At 72.8% G+C, this 15,142-nt stretch carries 20 protein-coding genes; 9 read left to right on the top strand and 11 right to left on the bottom strand.

Going from position 1 to position 15,142, the window contains the following annotated elements:
* Nucleotides 1-72: 72 nt before the first annotated feature.
* Entirely contained in the window at nt 73-507 is a 435-nt protein-coding gene (locus tag AB0K15_RS20560) for a DUF6314 family protein (RefSeq protein ID WP_364052476.1), read from the top strand.
* A 25-nt stretch (nt 508-532) separates the two neighbouring features.
* On the top strand, nt 533-916 hold the full coding sequence (locus tag AB0K15_RS20565) for a VOC family protein (RefSeq protein ID WP_364052479.1): 384 nt from the start codon (nt 533-535) through the stop codon (nt 914-916).
* Nucleotides 917-947: 31 nt separating this feature from the next.
* On the opposite strand, the gene AB0K15_RS20570 is transcribed toward AB0K15_RS20565, so the two are convergent.
* On the bottom strand, nt 948-1,115 hold the full coding sequence (locus tag AB0K15_RS20570) for a hypothetical protein (RefSeq protein ID WP_364052482.1): 168 nt from the start codon (nt 1,113-1,115) through the stop codon (nt 948-950).
* 180 nt (nt 1,116-1,295) lie between these two features.
* Here AB0K15_RS20570 and AB0K15_RS20575 point away from each other — a divergent pair, with 180 nt between their 5' ends.
* The 3 genes from AB0K15_RS20575 to AB0K15_RS20585 all read left to right on the top strand — a co-directional run bounded on the left by AB0K15_RS20575 (nt 1,296) and on the right by AB0K15_RS20585 (nt 3,057).
* Entirely contained in the window at nt 1,296-1,961 is a 666-nt protein-coding gene (locus AB0K15_RS20575; RefSeq protein ID WP_364052485.1) for a hypothetical protein, read from the top strand.
* 1 nt (nt 1,962) lies between these two features.
* Nucleotides 1,963-2,433 carry a hypothetical protein gene (locus AB0K15_RS20580; protein ID WP_364052488.1) on the top strand — a complete coding sequence of 157 codons (471 nt, stop codon included), beginning with the start codon at nt 1,963-1,965 and terminating at the stop codon, nt 2,431-2,433.
* A 117-nt stretch (nt 2,434-2,550) separates the two neighbouring features.
* Nucleotides 2,551-3,057, top strand: a complete 507-nt coding sequence (locus AB0K15_RS20585; RefSeq protein ID WP_364052491.1) for a DUF664 domain-containing protein — start codon at nt 2,551-2,553, stop codon at nt 3,055-3,057.
* 3 nt (nt 3,058-3,060) lie between these two features.
* On the opposite strand, the gene soxR is transcribed toward AB0K15_RS20585, so the two are convergent.
* Nucleotides 3,061-3,528, bottom strand: coding sequence for a redox-sensitive transcriptional activator SoxR (gene soxR, locus AB0K15_RS20590; RefSeq protein ID WP_220242179.1), 468 nt, complete (start codon nt 3,526-3,528; stop codon nt 3,061-3,063).
* A gap of 97 nt (nt 3,529-3,625) precedes the next feature.
* Here soxR and AB0K15_RS20595 point away from each other — a divergent pair, with 97 nt between their 5' ends.
* Nucleotides 3,626-4,207, top strand: coding sequence for an NAD(P)H-dependent oxidoreductase (locus AB0K15_RS20595; protein ID WP_364052494.1), 582 nt, complete (start codon nt 3,626-3,628; stop codon nt 4,205-4,207).
* Between the two features lie 18 nt (nt 4,208-4,225).
* Here the strand turns inward: AB0K15_RS20595 and AB0K15_RS20600 are convergent, their stop codons facing one another.
* From AB0K15_RS20600 to AB0K15_RS20610, 3 genes are read right to left on the bottom strand one after another with little or no spacing between them, the layout of a single operon-like run.
* Nucleotides 4,226-4,708: a hypothetical protein gene (locus AB0K15_RS20600; protein ID WP_364052497.1), complete on the bottom strand. Its 483-nt coding sequence runs from the start codon at nt 4,706-4,708 to the stop codon at nt 4,226-4,228.
* Nucleotides 4,705-6,135: a HAMP domain-containing sensor histidine kinase gene (locus AB0K15_RS20605; RefSeq protein WP_364052500.1), complete on the bottom strand. Its 1,431-nt coding sequence runs from the start codon at nt 6,133-6,135 to the stop codon at nt 4,705-4,707. The genes AB0K15_RS20600 and AB0K15_RS20605 overlap by 4 nt, the downstream gene beginning before the upstream one ends.
* A complete protein-coding gene (locus AB0K15_RS20610; protein ID WP_364052503.1) occupies nt 6,132-6,818 on the bottom strand; it encodes a response regulator transcription factor in 687 nt (228 codons plus the stop codon). The genes AB0K15_RS20605 and AB0K15_RS20610 overlap by 4 nt, the downstream gene beginning before the upstream one ends.
* A gap of 111 nt (nt 6,819-6,929) precedes the next feature.
* Here AB0K15_RS20610 and AB0K15_RS20615 point away from each other — a divergent pair, with 111 nt between their 5' ends.
* Both AB0K15_RS20615 and AB0K15_RS20620 read left to right on the top strand, forming a co-directional pair.
* Entirely contained in the window at nt 6,930-7,835 is a 906-nt protein-coding gene (locus AB0K15_RS20615) for a phosphatase PAP2 family protein (RefSeq protein ID WP_364052506.1), read from the top strand.
* A 73-nt stretch (nt 7,836-7,908) separates the two neighbouring features.
* Entirely contained in the window at nt 7,909-9,300 is a 1,392-nt protein-coding gene (locus AB0K15_RS20620) for a pyridoxal-dependent decarboxylase (RefSeq protein WP_364052509.1), read from the top strand.
* On the opposite strand, the gene AB0K15_RS20625 is transcribed toward AB0K15_RS20620, so the two are convergent.
* Nucleotides 9,278-10,267 carry a pirin family protein gene (locus AB0K15_RS20625; RefSeq protein ID WP_364052512.1) on the bottom strand — a complete coding sequence of 330 codons (990 nt, stop codon included), beginning with the start codon at nt 10,265-10,267 and terminating at the stop codon, nt 9,278-9,280. The two genes, AB0K15_RS20620 and AB0K15_RS20625, sit on opposite strands and share 23 nt — an antisense overlap.
* A 95-nt stretch (nt 10,268-10,362) precedes the next feature.
* Nucleotides 10,363-10,818 (bottom strand): hypothetical protein, encoded by a 456-nt coding sequence (locus tag AB0K15_RS20630; protein ID WP_364052515.1) that lies wholly within the window; start codon nt 10,816-10,818, stop codon nt 10,363-10,365.
* A 63-nt stretch (nt 10,819-10,881) separates the two neighbouring features.
* On the opposite strand from AB0K15_RS20630, the gene AB0K15_RS20635 reads away from it, so the two are divergent.
* Nucleotides 10,882-11,709, top strand: a complete 828-nt coding sequence (locus tag AB0K15_RS20635) for an alpha/beta hydrolase (RefSeq protein WP_364052518.1) — start codon at nt 10,882-10,884, stop codon at nt 11,707-11,709.
* A gap of 22 nt (nt 11,710-11,731) precedes the next feature.
* On the opposite strand, the gene AB0K15_RS20640 is transcribed toward AB0K15_RS20635, so the two are convergent.
* From AB0K15_RS20640 to AB0K15_RS20655, 4 genes are all read right to left on the bottom strand, one after another.
* Nucleotides 11,732-12,658, bottom strand: coding sequence for a Ku protein (locus tag AB0K15_RS20640; RefSeq protein WP_364052521.1), 927 nt, complete (start codon nt 12,656-12,658; stop codon nt 11,732-11,734).
* 62 nt (nt 12,659-12,720) lie between these two features.
* Entirely contained in the window at nt 12,721-13,140 is a 420-nt protein-coding gene (locus AB0K15_RS20645; RefSeq protein ID WP_364052524.1) for a DUF6292 family protein, read from the bottom strand.
* A 186-nt stretch (nt 13,141-13,326) separates the two neighbouring features.
* Entirely contained in the window at nt 13,327-13,701 is a 375-nt protein-coding gene (locus AB0K15_RS20650; protein ID WP_364052527.1) for a response regulator transcription factor, read from the bottom strand.
* Nucleotides 13,698-15,125, bottom strand: coding sequence for a PAS domain-containing sensor histidine kinase (locus tag AB0K15_RS20655; protein WP_364052530.1), 1,428 nt, complete (start codon nt 15,123-15,125; stop codon nt 13,698-13,700). Before AB0K15_RS20655 ends, AB0K15_RS20650 begins: the two co-directional genes overlap by 4 nt.
* Nucleotides 15,126-15,142: the final 17 nt, after the last annotated feature.

The following is a 15,142-nucleotide window of genomic DNA, read 5'->3' on the forward strand; positions in this document are numbered from 1 at the left end:
CACCGGTCACGCTGTGTGTGATCCCCGCCCTGTCGCCGCGTCACGTCGCACGCGCGGGCGCAGAATGGCCGGGTGGACTTCGCGATCACCGACCTCGCCGCGCACTTCGCCGGCCCGTGGCGGCTCTCGCGCGACATCGTGGCCGCCGACGGCGAGCCGATGGGGGAGGTCACCGGCACCGCGACGTTCACCCGGGACAGTGCCCGTGCCGGCGTGCTCGTCTACCACGAGACGGGCGAGCTGCGGCTGGCCGGCTACACCGGCCCGGTGAGCCGCACCCTGCTCTACCACGCCGATGGCCCCCGCGCCGCCGTGCACTTCGACCACGGCGGGTTCTTCCACGACCTCGACCTGGCCACCGGCCGGTGGAGCACCGACCACCCGTGCCGCGACGACCTCTACCGCGGCGAGTACCGCGTGCTCGACGCCGACCACTGGCGCCAGGAGTGGGTGGTCGCCGGCCCGGCGAAGGACCACGTGATCACCACCCGGTTCACCCGCGCCTGACCCGCCCGTCGAAAGGGGACACCCGATGCGCATCGACCGACTGGACCACCTCGTGCTCACCGTCGCCGACGTCGAGGCCACGGTGGCCTTCTACACGCGGGTCCTCGGTATGGCGGAGGTGACGTTCAAGGGCGGGCGCACGGCGCTGGCTTTCGGCACCAGCAAGATCAACCTGCACCAGGCCGGCCACGAGTTCGAACCCAAGGCACTGCGCCCGACGCCGGGCAGCGCGGACCTGTGCCTCATCACCGAAGACGCGCTCGACGACGTGATCGAAGAACTGCGCCGGGCGGGCGTGCCGATCGAGGAAGGGCCGGTCGAGCGCACCGGAGCCACGGGCGAGATCCGCAGCGTCTACTTCCGCGACCCGGACGAGAACCTCATCGAGGTCAGCAACTATCTCGGCTGAGCAGCGGGAAGGAACGCAGCCGGGAAAGAACTCAGCGCCGCCGGTTGCGCACGATCAGCAGCAGCACCACGAGTGCGGCGACCGCGCACACCACAGCCAGCAGCGTGCCGGCCCAGCCGGGAATGGGTACGCCGGCGATGGTGTCGAAGCCGGGCACGACGCGGAGCGCGCCGGAAGCGAGCCGCACGGTGGTGGCCACGCGCTGTCCTCCCGTCCGCCGGGTTCCGCCCTGATGTCCGAACCGTACCTCATCCGGTGGCTCGCGCTCGGCCACTCGGCCGAAAACGCCGTTCATCCGGCGCAATTCGCGTTTCGCCTGGGCTGCGGCGGGCATCCGGGCGGTACGGGGGGCTCGACAAATCCGTAAGGAGTTCGTGCGATGCCCACTTGGCTCATCGTCGTGATCGTGGTGGCCGCCGTCGTGGTGATCGGCGCCGTGGCCTGGCTCGTCGTCCAGGAACGGCAACGAAAACGACTGCAGCAGCAGTTCGGTCCCGAGTACTCGCGCGCGGTCCGGGAAAACGAAAGCCCGCGTGCGGCGCAACGGGAGCTGGCCGAACGCGAACGCCGTCACCGCGACCTCGACATCCGGCCGCTCTCGGCCTCGGCGCGCGAGCGCTACGCCCAGCACTGGACGCTGATCCAGGAGAAGTTCGTGGACCAGCCCGCCGGTGCGCTTGACGAGGCCGACGACCTGCTGGTGGCCGTGATGTCCGAGCGGGGCTACCCGACCGAAGGTTACGACCAGCAGCTTTCCGACTTGTCCGTGCGCCACTCGCGCACGCTGGAGCACTACCGCTCGGCGCACGAGACGCACCGCCGCCACTCCGAGACGGCACTGTCCACAGAGGAACTGCGTTCGGCGATGGTGCACTACCGCACCGTGTTCGAGGACCTGCTGACCGACCACACCGGCGCCGGCACCGACGCGGACCCGCGTCCTGGCAGCCGTGCCGACGCGGACACCGTCGAGAGCCGGCGCGAGCACACCGCCGCGCGCACGGGCAACCACCGCGGCGCCCACGAGCGGAACGGAGACCGCTGACATGACCGACCAGGAGACCCGGGGACTGAGCACCGCCGACCTGGCGGGTGCCGCCGAGCAGCCCCGCACGGAGCAGCGCCGGGACATTCCGGAAGAACGCTCGCGTGAAGTGTCCGATGTGGACACTCGGGTGCCGGATGCCGCCGACATGGACGACCGTGCGGCGGACAGAAGCACCGCTAGCCGCGGCGCCCGCACCGACGGTGCTCCGCCGCTGTTCCAGGGCGGCGACGTCGACCGTTTCCGCAATCGCTGGCAAGACGTGCAGACCGGCTTCGTCGACGACCCGCGCCGTGCCGTGCGTGACGCCGACGAGCTCGTCGCCTCCGTGATCAGCTCGCTGGCCGAGACCTTCGCCGAGCACAAGGGCGAGCTGGAAGCGCAGTGGCGCGACGGCGAGCCCGCCACCGAGGACCTGCGGATCGCGCTGCGCCGCTACCGCGCGTTCTTCGACCAGCTGCTCGGCGCGTAGCGGGGCCGCCGGGTCAGCCCGCCGCCGCGCCCGACCGCCGGAATTCGGTGGGGGCGCGGCGGTTTGCGTGCGGCATGATCGGGGTAGCAGGCAGGAACGAACCGAGGAGGACTACGGATGAACGTGGCCGATCTGCTCGTGGACGGCTTCGGCCGGATCCAGGAGGTCGTGCACCAGTCGGTCGACGGCCTGACCGGCGACCAGCTCGTCGCGCGGCCCGGGCCGCGCGCCAACTCGATCGCCTGGCTCGTCTGGCACCTCGCGCGCGTGCAGGACGACCACGTGGCCGACGTCGCGGGCACCGAGCAGATCTGGACCGCGCAGGACTGGCACCGCCGCTTCGGCCTGCCCTTCCCGCCGGCGGACACGGGGTATGCGCACAGCAGCGACGACGTCGCCGCCGTGCAGATCGACGACCCCAAGCTGCTGACCGGCTACTTCGACGCCGTGCACGAGCAGACCGTGGCGTGGGTCGGCGGCCTCGAGGGCGAGGCGCTCGACGCCGTCGTCGACGAGCGCTGGGACCCGCCCGTGACGCTGGGGGTGCGGCTGGTCAGCGTGCTTTCGGATGACCTGCAGCACGCCGGGCAGGCCGCCTACGTGCGCGGTCTCGTGCTGGGCTGAGCGTCACGGGTAGCCGTCGCCACGGTGGTCCGGGAGCCGCCGCGGCCCTGGCCCCTCGCGGCCCAGGCGGTCGCCGGGGTTGGCCAGCCGGCACTTCGTGAGCGACATGCAGCCGCAGCCGATGCAGTCGGTGAGCTGGTCGCGCAGCTGCTCCAGCTGCCGGATGCGCTCGTCGAGGTCCTCGCGCCAGCAGTGGGAGATGCGCGCCCAGTCGGCGCGGGTGGGGGTGCGGTCGTCCGGCAGCAGCGCGAGGACCTCGCGGATCTGCGACAACGGCATGCCCACCCGCTGCGACATCCGGATGAACGTGACGCGCCGCAGCGTGTCGCGGCGATAGCGGCGCTGGTTGCCCGCGGTGCGGCGGCTGCGGATCAGCTTCTCGTCCTCGTAGAAGCGCAGGGCCGACGCGGGCACCCCGGTGCGGTGCGCCAGCTCGCCCACGGTCAGCTCGGGCAGCTCGGTCTTGGTCATGCGGGCGAGCATAGCTTGACTTCAAGTGAACTTGAAGTTCCAGACTCGGTATCCGTGCGGGACACCCGGTCCCGCAACGGGATTCGAGGAGAACATCGTGTCGGAAGTTCCGGTCCGGGTCGCCGTGATCGTCGGCAGTGTCCGGGAAGGACGGTTCGCGCCGACGGTCGCGAACTGGTTCACCCGCGAGGCCGCGGCGCACGGCGGGTTCGAGGTGGACGTGGTCGACTGCGCCGATCTGGCTCTGCCACTGGCTTTTCCCGCGTTCGGGTCCGAGCCGGAGCCGGAGGTCGGGCGCCTCGCGGCCCGGCTCGCCGCGGCCGACGCGTTCGTCGTGATCACGCCGGAGTACAACCACAGCTACCCGGCCCCGCTCAAGAACGCCGTCGATTGGTTCCGCTCGGAGTGGCAGGCCAAACCCGTCGCTTTCGTGGCGTACGGCGGGCTTTCCGGCGGCCTGCGGGCGGTGGAGCACCTGCGCCCGGTCTTCGCGGAGCTGCACGCCGTCACCATCCGCGACACCGTGAGCTTCCACGGCGCCCGCGGCCGGTTCGACGACGCCGGCAGCCCCACCGACGCCGAAGCCACCGCCGCGGCTGTGAAGAAGCTGCTCGACCAGCTGGAGTGGTGGGCGCGTTCGCTCGCCGACGCGCGGGCCCTGCGCGCCTACCCCGCCTGACCGGCGGCCGGTACCGGCTCAGAACGTGCAGAGCGCGGGACCGAGGCGGGAATCGGGCGTGACCACCGAAACACCGCGCAGGTCCGCGGGCAGCCCGGCCGCCGACATGGCCGCCACGGTGGTGCAGACCACCTGGTCCACGCCGAGGTAGAGCGGCTTGATGGAGAACGGGATGGTCACCGTCGGCGGCACGCTGGTGGTGTCGATGGTGACCTGGCCGTCGCCGGGGAACAGCAGCGAGTAGTAGCCGCTCTCCTGCTCGGCCGGGGTGGGGCCCTGGAACAGCTCGTTCACCGCCAGCTCCGGTGAGACCGGGCTGCCCCAGCTGCGCACGACGGGGGCGAGCTGGCCGTCGACCAGGAAGTACAGCGTGAGCTGGTTCGCGCGGGCGCCGGGGCCGACGGCGGTCGGGGCGGGACCGGCGGGCACGACGACGGTGGGCTGGATGCCGCACGCGCTCACCAGCAGGAGCACGGCGAGTGCGGTCACGAGCTTTTTCATCGCGTCTCTCCGGGCCGGGGGTGGCGCGGCAGCCACAGGGTGAACCGCGCGCCGGAACCGGTGTTCGCCGCCTCGACGTCGCCGCCGTGCAGCCGGGCGTTCTCCCGCGCGATGGACAGGCCGAGCCCGCTGCCCTCCGAGCGCGCCCGCGCGGAGTCGGCCTTGGTGAAGCGGTCGAACACGTGGGGCAGCACGGCGTCGGGGATGCCGGGCCCGTGGTCGGTGACCTCCAGGGTGACGGTGTGCGCGTCGGCGGCCAGGTGCACCTCGACGGGCGGTTCGCCGTGGCGCAGGGCGTTGCCGACCAGGTTCGCGACGACGATGTCGAGCCGACGCGGGTCGACGGTCGCGACGACGCCGGCGAGCAGGTCGGTGACGATCCCGTCGGCGGCGGTCCAGCCGCGTGCGGCAAGGGTGTCGGTCACGCCCTGCGCGACGTCCCACTCTTCCAGCCGAAGCTCGGCGCGCCCGGCGTCGAAGCGCGAGATCTCCACCAGGTCCTGCACGAGCCGCGTCAGCCGGCGCGTCTCCGCGGACACCAGGCGCGCGGCGACGGCGGTGTCGGCGGGCAGCTGCTCGGCGTCCTCGTCGAGCACGTCGGTCACTGCGTTCATCGCGGCCAGCGGGGTGCGCAGCTCGTGGGAGACGTCGGCGACGAAACGGCGCGCGTCGGCCTCCATGTCGCGCAGCGTGCCGACGGTGCGTTCCAGCTCCGCCGCGGTGCTGTTGAACGTGGTCACGAGCTGGGCCAGCTCGTCGGAGCCCGTGGCCTGCAGGCGGACGTCGAGCTGCCCGTGGCCGAGCTTGCGGGCCGCGGTGTTCAGCGCGCGCACCGGCCGCAGCACCTGCCGGGCGGCCAGCAGCGCCAGCGCGACGGCGATCGGCAGCGCCAGCGCGGCCGTCTGCCACGCGCGGGTGGCCAGCTGGTCGATCGCGGTCTGCTGGGCGGCCAGCGACACCATGGAGTAGACCTCGACGCCCGTGTGCGCCACCCCGTTGTCGCCCGGCTGCAGCACCGGCATCCCGACCAGCAGCAGCGGCGTGTCGCCCCTGATCACCCGTTTGAACTGGATCGTGGCGCCGCCGGCGACCTCCTGGCGCAGGTCGGCTGGCAGTGTCGAGGGATCGAGCCCCGACCGCGAGTGCAGGTCCCGGTAGATCGCGACGGTGGTGCCCTTGAGGTTGTCGGCGAGGTTGTCGAGCTGGCGCTGGTCCGGTGGCAGCGTCATCTGCGGCAGGTACGCCGTGACCTGGTCGCGCAGCTGGACCATGGCCGGGTCCTGCACGCCCTGCAGGATGGTCGTGCGCGCCGTCACGTAGCTGGCGCCGGCGGCCGCGGCCGCGCCGACCAGGGTCATCGCCGCGAAGGACAGCACCAGCCGGGGCCGCAGCCCCGAGAGCCACGGCCGCAGCCGGGGCAGCCTCACGAGCGGCCGAACCGGTAGCCGAAACCACGCACGGTCTGGACGTGGTCGGGCCGCGCCGGCACGTCCTCGATCTTGGACCGCAGCCGCTGCACGCAGGCGTCGACCAGGCGGGAGTCGCCGAGGTAGTCGTGGTCCCACACGGCGGTGAGCAGCTGCTGGCGGCTGTACACCTGGCCCGGTGTGCGGGAGATCTCGAGCAGCAGCTTGAGCTCGGTCGGCGTGAGCGCCACCTGCTCGCCGCGTTTCCTCACGAGCATGCCGGCACGGTCGATCACCAGCTCGCCGTGGCGTTCGACCTCGCCGGCGCGCGCGTCGTGATCGCTGACGGCGCGGCGCAGGACGGCGCGGATCCGCGCGTCGAGCACCCGCGGCTCGACCGGCTTCGCCACGTAGTCGTCGGCGCCGGCTTCCAGGCCCGCGACCACGTCGAAGTCGTCGCTGCGCGCGGTCAGCATGATGATGGGCACCTCGCCCAGCGCACGCATCCGGCGGCAGGTCTCGAACCCGTCCATCCCGGGCAGCATCAGGTCGAGCACCACGATGTCGGGCTGGTGCTTGCGCACCAGGTCCAGCCCCGCCTCGCCCGAGCCCGCGGTGTGCACCCCGTGCCCCTGCCTGCGCAGCGCCAGCTGGAGTCCTTCCCGTACGGCCGCGTCGTCCTCGACCACCAACACCTCTGCCACCCCGGCCATTATTCGGAAAACCGCAGCGTGGGGCGAACCGGGGCGATCTTGTAGCAAAACCATGACACGGCACTGACCTGACCACTAAATCCCGCGCCGAGACTCGGGTCCATGGCAGTGACGTTCCCCGAGGCACCCCCGATCACCCCGTCCGGCTTCCCGCGCCAAGCGCTCGAGGTGCGGACACCGTCGCGCACCGTGCTGCTCGCCGCGAGCGCGGTGGGCTGCGCGGTCGCGTTCCTCGTGGCGTACCTGCTCTTCGTCCGCACCGCGGCGGGCCAGGAGGCGGAGAACGGCGTGGTGCACAGCGCGCAGGCGACCGGCTCGTCCACTGTGGACTGGGCCGCGCCGCTGCGCGACGTGGACCTCGTGGTGCTGCTCGGCGCGGTCGCGGTGCTCGTGCTCGCGCTGGCGTCGGTGCGGCGCCGGTTCGCCCTGGGCGTGACGGCGCTGGTGCTGCTCGCGACCCCGCTGGTCGCGGCGCAGCTGCTCAAGATCTACGTGCTCGACCGGCCCGGGAGCCACGACGGCTACGCGGTCGCGAGCCACAACAGCTTCCCGAGCGGGCACGTCAGCGCGGCGACGGCGGTGCTGTTCGCGCTGGCGGTGGTGCTACCCGCACGGATGCGCACCTGGGTGCTCGCCGTGGGTTCACTCGGCGTCGCCTGGGTCGCCGCGGCGACCGTCGCGCTCGGCTGGCACCGGCTTTCCGACACCGTGGGTGGCTGCCTCCTCGTGGCCGCCGTGGTGTGCGCCGGCGCGGCGGTCGTCTCGGCCCGGCGGCCCGACGGGCGCCGGGTCCCCGTGCTCGCCACGGTGGTGGCGCTGGCGGGCCCGACGGTGGTGGTGCTCGCCGGGTTCGCGGTACTGGCCTCGGCGACGTCGGAGGCCGCGCAGTTCCTGGCCGCGCTGGTGCTGGCGGGCGTGTCGGCCGTGGCGCTGGTGCTGCTGGTCGCCGGCCCGGTGCGGAAGGTGAATTTCGACCCGGGGCGGGCGCGGACGCGCCTGAGCCGCTGAACGGGCCAGTTCCGGGGGATTGGCCTGCGACGGCCGCGGCCGCACGCGGCTAGGGTCGCCGCAGGAGGTGGCTGTGTACTCGAAGCTGGCCGAAGACCTCGACGGCCTGCCCGCGCTGCTCGACGCCGCGCGTGAGCAGGCCGGCGAGCTGCTCGCGGGGGTGGCGGACCGTCCGGTGGCGGTGCCGCCGGGGACGCCCGAACCTGCGGAGCTGCCGGAGGACGGCGTGGGCGCGCGAGCCGCGCTCGCGGAGTTCGCGCGCCGCTGGGCGCCGGGGTTCGCCGCGAGCGCCGGGCCGCGGTACCTGGGGTTCGTCACGGGCGGCGCGACCCCCGCGGCGGTGGCCGGCGACTGGCTCACGGCCGCGGCGGACCAGAACCCCGTGTCGTCGCTGGACTCCTCGGCTTCGGACCTCGAACGCGAGACAGTGGGCTGGCTCGCGGAGCTGTTCGGGCTGGGGCCGGAGTTCAGCGGCGCCTTCGTGTCCGGCGCGACGATGTCCAATGTGGTCGGTCTGGCGATCGGGCGCGAGTGGCTGGGGGAGCGGCTCGGCGTCACGGTCGCCGACGCCGGGGTCGCGGCGCTCGGCCCGGTCGAGGTGCTGAGCGGATCACCGCACTCCAGCGCGCTCAAGGCGATGTCGGTGCTGGGCCTGGGCCGCTCGGCCCTGCGGCCGGTGACCGTGCGGCCCGGGCGTGAGGCCGTGGACGTCGAGGCGCTGGAGCGGGAGCTCGCCGAGCTGGGCGGGCGGCCCGCGATCGTGATCGCCAACGCGGGCACGGTCAACACCGTCGACTTCGACGACCTGCGGGCGATCGCGGCGCTCAAGCAGAAGTACCCGTTCTGGCTGCACGTCGACGCGGCGTTCGGCGGGTTCGCCGCGCTCTCGCCCGAATACGCGCGGCTCGTGGACGGGCTCGAGCTGGCCGACTCGGTGTGCGTCGACCTGCACAAGTGGCTCAACGTGCCCTACGACTCGGCGATCCAGTTCAGCCGCCGGCTCGACCTGCAGGTGCGCGTGTTCCAGAACTCCGCGGCCTACCTCGGCCACCCGGGCGTCAACCCGGACTTCGTGCACCGCACGCCCGAATCGTCGCGGCGGCTGCGCGCGCTGGCCGCGTGGTGCACGCTCGCCGCCTACGGGCGAGCGGGGCACCGGGAGATCGTGGAACGCTGCGTCGCCCACGCCCGGGACCTCGGCGACCGCCTGGCCGGCACGCCGCGGTGGCGGCTGCTCGCGCCGGTGCGGCTCAACGTCGTGTGCTTCACGCTGGCCGAGGACCCGACGCAGGAGCGCATCGACTCCGTGGTGCGCGCCGTCGCGGCCGGAGGCGAGACGTTCGTGACGCCGACGGTCTACGCGGGCGTGCCGGCGCTGCGGGCCGCGTTCAGCAACTGGCGGACCGGGCGTGCGGACGTGGACCGGATCTTCGCCGCGCTCGTCACGGGTTCCGGCGCGGCTTGATCCGGACGTTCGGCAGGACGGGGGCCGGCAGCCGCGCGGGGTCGCCCGGTACCTCGGGGATCGCCCCGAACTGCGGGGATTCCGCCTGCCACGCCTCGCGGTACTCCACGATCTCCTCGTGCGTGCGGGCCAGGAAGTTCCACCACATCACGATCTCCTCGCCGAACGGCGGCCCGCCGAGCAGCAGCACGCGAGCACGGCCGTCGCCGGTGTTCGTCAGTTCGAGCGTGGCGCGGCCCGTGCCGAGGTACCCGAGGTCGGTGCTGTGCAGCGCCGAGCCGGCGAAGGTGACCTCTCCGGTGTCGACGAGCACGCCGTGTTCGTACTCGGGGTCGACGTCGAGCGTGACGCGGGCGCCGGGCGCCAGCACCAGCTCGGCGCCGAGCAGCGGCGTGAACGTCTTGACCGGCGCGGTCTCACCGGCGAGCGTGCCGAGGAAAACGCGCGCGGTGGCGCCCCCGAGGTCAGTGGCGGGCGGGGCGTAGTGCTGGAAGTCGCGTGCGGCGTGGCGGTGGGCGTCGGGCAGCGCGACCCACAGCTGCACGCCGTGCAGCGTGGTGGTCTCCGGCGTCGAGACCTCGGAGTGGCAGATGCCGTGGCCGCCGGTCATGAGGTTCAGCTCGCCGGGGCGGATCATCGCGTGGGAGCCGAGGCTGTCGCGGTGCTCGATCTCGCCCGCGAACAGCCAGCTCACCGTCTGCAGGCCGGTGTGCGGGTGCGAGCCGACCGACATGCCGCCGGTCGTCCTCGGGTCGTCGGGCCCGTAGTGGTCGGCGAAGCACCAGGCGCCCACGAGCGAACGCTTGCGCTGCGGCAGCGTGCGGCGCACCTTCATCGCGCGCGGCCCGCCCAGGGGCACGTCCCGCGCGCCGAGCACCTCGACCCCGCCGAGCACCTCGACCCCGCCGTGGCCGGCCGCGTCGTCCCCGCAGTCCAGGACGGGTGGCTCGGTCTCGACGTTGCTCATCGTGGTGCCTCCACTCGCGCGGCCGGTTCACCGAAACCTTAGCGGGAAGGCTTGTGCCGCGTCGTTTTCGAGGCGCGGCGGCACGGCAGGGTGGCTCAGTCGGGCGAGTTCGGGGTGGCCTCGTGACCCGGCAGCCCGGGCGTGCGGTTCTCGCGCTTCACGCGGGCCTCGGCGAGGTGGCGGACGCCGCGGGTGAGCTCGCGGACGCGGGTCTCGTGGTCGTGGAACGCGCGGTAGTAGGTGGTGTCGTACTCCTCGACGATCTGGAACGTCCAGCGCCCGTGCAGCACGTTGCGGCCCAAAAGGTGCTCGGTGAGCCGGTCGGCGTGCTCGGCGTGGCCCGCGTCGCGCAGCATGGCGATGCCGTCGGCGAGCTTGCGGTCCGCGGAGCCGGTGAGCTGGTGGAACTCGTAGAGGTGGCCGCGGGCGATCTCGACGGTCTCCAGCGCCTCGGTGATCTTGCCGACGGCGTCCAGCGTCGCGCGGTCGGGTTCGAGGTGCTCGGCCGCGGTGTCGTCGAGCCGGAGGTCGGGGTGCGGGTCTGAGTCCATACCTCGCGAAGTACCCCGTGAACGCCGTTCCCTCACGGGCGCGGCCCGCTAGAGTCGCCGCGTATGGGGACCTCACACGATCTGACCCTCGCGGGCGGCCGCGTGCTGCGCGCGCACGACAGCGGCCGCGGCGACACCCTCACCGTGGTCTGGCTCCACGGCACGCCGCAGACCGGAGCGCTGCTCGCACCCGTTCTGCAGGCCGCGGACGCCCGCGGGATCCGGGTCGTCTCCTACGGCCGCCCGGGCTACGGCGGGTCGACCACGGTGCCGGGCCGCACCATCGGGTCCGCGGCCGAGGACGTGCGCCTGGTCGCCGACGCGCTGGGTCTCGGCCGATTCGCGGTGGTCGGCGCTTCGGGCGGCGGGTCGCACGCGCTGGCGGCTGCCGCACAGCTGCCGGACCGCGTCACGGCGGCCGTCGCCCTGGCCGGCGTCGCGCCGTACACCGACGAGTTCGACTGGTTCGCCGGCATGGCCGACCCGACTTCGCTGCGCGCGGCCCGCGAAGGCCGCGAAGCGCGGATGGCCCACGCGCTCACGCACGAGTTCGACCCGGCGAGCTTCGTCGCGACCGACTGGGCCGCGCTGGACGGCACGTGGGGACCGCTCGGCGCCGACGCCGGGGAAGCCGGGGGCGCAGGCCACGACGGAGAGGTCGACGACGACGTCGCCTACGCCTCGCCGTGGGGCTTCGAGCTCGCCGACGTGCGCACGCCGGTCCTGCTGGCCCAGGGCGGCGCCGACCGCGTGGTCCCCGCGTCGCACGCGCAGCACCTGCTGGCCCACCTGCCCGACGCCGAGCTGTGGCTGCGGCCCCGCGACGGGCACATCTCGGTGCTCAACGCTCTGCCCATCGCGCTGGACTGGCTGCTCGCGCAACCCCGGTGACGCCGGCGTCCTCGCGGGCCGGTCAGGACGCCTCTTCCAGCGCCCGTTCCAGATCCGCGCGCTTCATCTTCGAGCGGCCCTTGATCTCGCGTTCCTTGGCCAGCTCGTCGAGCTGGGCCTTGGTGAGGTCCGCGAGCTGCGGCCCCTTCTCCTTCTTGCCGCGCCGCTTCCCGTTCTTCACGCTGCGCTGCAGGGCCTCGAACAGGTCGACCACCTTCGTCGGCTCCGCGGCCTCGGCGGCCGGCGTGACCGTGTCGCCCTTGCGCTTGGCCTCGATCAGCTCGTGGACGCGGTCGGTGAACGTGTCGCGGTAGTCCTCGGGCCGCCAGTCCTCCGTGAGGGCCTCGATGAGATCCACGGCCATGTCGAACTCCTTGCCGCGCGCCGGCGCCTTCTCCGGCAGGTCCGGCAGCGACTTCTCCCGGTCCCGCAGGTCCTCCGCGAAGTGCAGCGTGTCGAGCAGCATCAACCCGTCGCCGGCCCGCACGAGCGCCAGGTACTCGCGCCCGCGCAGCACGAACTTGGCCACGCCCGCCTTGTCCGTCTTCGCCATCGCCGCCAGCAGCAGCGAGTACGGCTTGTCGTAGTCGGAGCCCGCGGGCGCGAGCCAGTAGGTGCGGTCGAAGAACATCGGGTCGATGTCGGCGAGGTCGGCGAACGCCTCGACGTCGAGCGACTTGCTGCGCCCGGGGGCGATCTCGTCGAGCTCCCCGGGCTCGACCAGCACGTAGTCGCCGTCGTCGAGCTCGTAGCCCTTCACGATCTCGGACAGCTCCACCTCGTCGCCGGTGCGCTCGTTCACCCGCCGGTAGCGGATGCGGTCGCTCGTGCCGCGCTCGAACTGGCGGAAGTGCACGGTGTGGTCCTCGATCGCGCTGTAGAGCCGCACCGGCACCGTCACCAGGCCGAGGGTCAGCGAGCCGCTCCAGACGGGCCGTTTCGGTGCCATGACGCACTCCTTTCCCGACCGGGGAGTACCCGCTTTCCCCCGCGCCGACGCATCGCCCCGCGTCAGGCCAGTCGGTCCAGCAGCTCGTCGTGCCCGCCCGCGCGGCGCAGCTTGCGCGGGTCGGGGCGGCCGAGGGAGTGGTCGGCCGCGCGCAGCGCCCCCAGGAAGCGCTCGACGGCGGCGGGTTCGGCGAGCACGTCGTCACCGTCGAGGTAGGCCAGCACGATCAGGTCCTCCCCGCACGAGGCCTCGATCGCCGCCGACCAGCCGTGCACCTCGTCCCACAGCAGCGCCAGGTCCCGGTCGGGGAAGCGGTCGAGCCGCCGGTCGAGGGCGATGTAGGCCGAGACGGGCTGGTCGAGATCGATCGTGCAGGACTCCAGTCCCACCCCGACCGCGGCCGCCACCCGGGAGAGGTAGCCGCGCAACGCGCGGTCGAAACGGTGGTCCACGCCGAGGTCCGCATCCACGAAGCTGCTCACGACGGACACCCTCTCTGTCGCCGGGGAAGGGGATCGCCCTGTGGGGCGAGCATCGGCTACCCCGTTCCGGGTCGCGTCACACCCCATTTTCGGGTGAATTTCGTGCCACACGGGCGATCCGGCGCAAAGTGGCTCCGATCGGACGCACACCGGTCCCGGCGAACGGAACCCCTCGTGAGCGGGCGGCTACCGTCCGCCCAGCCGCCGCACCGCCGCGACGATCTCGCGGTTCGGCACACCCTTCGTGAGGTACTCGACGGCGCCCGCGCTCTCCAGGGAGGCCATGGACGCGTGGTCGGAGTAGGCGGAGAACGCGAGCACCGCCGTACCCGGGCAGCGGGCCGCGATCTCGCGCGCGGCGCGGGCCCCGCCTCCGCCGGGCATGCGCACGTCGAGCACCGCGACGGCGGGCCGGTGGCGCTCCGCGAGCGTGATCGCGTCGTCGGCGTCGCGCCCGACGCCGACGACCTCGATGTCGGGCTGCTCGTCGAGCACCTCGCGCAGGGCGTCGCGGATCATGTCGTCGTCGTCGCTGATCACGACGCGCAGGGGGCCGGTCACCGCTGCTCGTCCGGGGCGCTCGGCAGCCAGAACTCCACACTCGTCCCTTCTCCGGGTTTGCTGGACATCGACCACCAGCCGTGGGCCGACTCGGCGCGCTCGCGCATCTCGATCAGCCCGAAGTGGTCGCGGCCGGGATCGGTGCCGGTCACGGCGGTGCCGACCCCGTCGTCGGTCACGCGGAACAGCGTGCCACTGTCCACTGTGGACAACGAGACCTCCACCCGTGACGCGCGGGCGTGCTTGTGCACGTTGGTGAGCGCCTCCTGGCAGATCCGGTACCCCGTCACGGCGGCTTCCGTGGTGGGCTCGGCGGTGAGGTCGTGGCGCAGGGTGTACTCCAGCCCCCAGTCGGGCAGGACCTCTTCGAGGTGACCGGTGAGCGCGACCACGAGCCCGTCGTGGTCCAGGTCCGGCGGCCGCAGCCGGGAGACGAGCGTGCGCAGCCGGCCCACCGCGGCGCGCACCGACTCGTCGAGCGCGAGCACCCCCGCGCGGTGCTCTTCGGGCAGCCGGTCGGCCAGCAGCTGCAACCGCATGCCGACGGCGACCATCGACTGGATCGAGTCGTCGTGCACGTCCCACGCGATGCGCCGGCGCTCCACCTCCTGGGCGTCCACGAGGTGCCCGACCAGCCGGCGCCGTTGCACCAGGGTCTGCTCGGCGGTGCGGCGTTCGGTCATGTCCCGGGTGACTTTGCCGAAGCCGCGGTGGTTGCCGGCTTCGTCGAACAGCGCGGTGATGACGACGTTGGCCCAGAACCGGGTGCCGTCCTTGCGCAGCCGCCAGCCTTCGTCTTCGAGCCGGCCTTCGGCGAGCGCGGTTTCGAGCTCGCGTTCGGGTTTGCTGGCGGCGATGTCCTCGGCGGGGTAGAACGCGGAGAAGTGCTGCCCGATGATCTCGTCGGCGCGATAGCCCTTGATGCGCTGGGCACCGGCGTTCCAGCTGACGATACGGCCGCCGGTGTCGAGCATGAAGATGCCGTAGTCGACCACGTCCTGCACCAGCAGGCGGAAGCGCTCCTCGCTCTCGCGCAGGGCCTGTTCGGCGGTGCGGCGTTCGGTCGTGTCGCGGGTGACTTTGCCGAAGCCGCGGTGGTTGCCGGCTTCGTCGAACAGCGCGGTGATGACGACGTTGGCCCAGAACCGGGTGCCGTCCTTGCGCAGCCGCCAGCCTTCGTCTTCGAGCCGGCCTTCGGCGAGCGCGGTTTCGAGCTCGCGTTCGGGTTTGCTGGCGGCGATGTCCTCGGCGGGGTAGAACGCGGAGAAGTGCTGCCCGATGATCTCCTCGGCGCGGTAGCCCTTGATGCGCTGGGCGCCGGCGTTCCAGCTGACGACCCGGCCGGCCGGGTCGAGCATGAAGATCGCGTAGTCGAGGACTCCCCGCACCAGCAGGCCGAGGTCGTCCACCGCGGGGTCGTCCATGCCCCAACTCTGCCCCA

It is taken from the genome of Amycolatopsis sp. NPDC049253, from assembly GCF_040678995.1.
In the GTDB taxonomy this organism is placed as follows: Bacteria; Actinomycetota; Actinomycetes; order Mycobacteriales; family Pseudonocardiaceae; genus Amycolatopsis.

Bases quoted from the DNA above. Each gene is read 5' to 3' on its own strand.
- AB0K15_RS20565 (WP_364052479.1), top strand. From the start codon at position 533: ATGCGCATCGACCGACTGGACCACCTCGTGCTCACCGTCGCCGACGTC.
- AB0K15_RS20575 (WP_364052485.1), top strand. From the start codon at position 1,296: ATGCCCACTTGGCTCATCGTCGTGATCGTGGTGGCCGCCGTCGTGGTG.
- AB0K15_RS20580 (WP_364052488.1), top strand. From the start codon at position 1,963: ATGACCGACCAGGAGACCCGGGGACTGAGCACCGCCGACCTGGCGGGT.
- AB0K15_RS20585 (WP_364052491.1), top strand. From the start codon at position 2,551: ATGAACGTGGCCGATCTGCTCGTGGACGGCTTCGGCCGGATCCAGGAG.
- soxR (WP_220242179.1), bottom strand. From the start codon at position 3,528: ATGACCAAGACCGAGCTGCCCGAGCTGACCGTGGGCGAGCTGGCGCAC.
- AB0K15_RS20600 (WP_364052497.1), bottom strand. From the start codon at position 4,708: ATGAAAAAGCTCGTGACCGCACTCGCCGTGCTCCTGCTGGTGAGCGCG.
- AB0K15_RS20615 (WP_364052506.1), top strand. From the start codon at position 6,930: ATGGCAGTGACGTTCCCCGAGGCACCCCCGATCACCCCGTCCGGCTTC.
- AB0K15_RS20625 (WP_364052512.1), bottom strand. From the start codon at position 10,267: ATGAGCAACGTCGAGACCGAGCCACCCGTCCTGGACTGCGGGGACGAC.
- AB0K15_RS20630 (WP_364052515.1), bottom strand. From the start codon at position 10,818: ATGGACTCAGACCCGCACCCCGACCTCCGGCTCGACGACACCGCGGCC.
- AB0K15_RS20635 (WP_364052518.1), top strand. From the start codon at position 10,882: ATGGGGACCTCACACGATCTGACCCTCGCGGGCGGCCGCGTGCTGCGC.
- AB0K15_RS20640 (WP_364052521.1), bottom strand. From the start codon at position 12,658: ATGGCACCGAAACGGCCCGTCTGGAGCGGCTCGCTGACCCTCGGCCTG.
- AB0K15_RS20655 (WP_364052530.1), bottom strand. From the start codon at position 15,125: ATGGACGACCCCGCGGTGGACGACCTCGGCCTGCTGGTGCGGGGAGTC.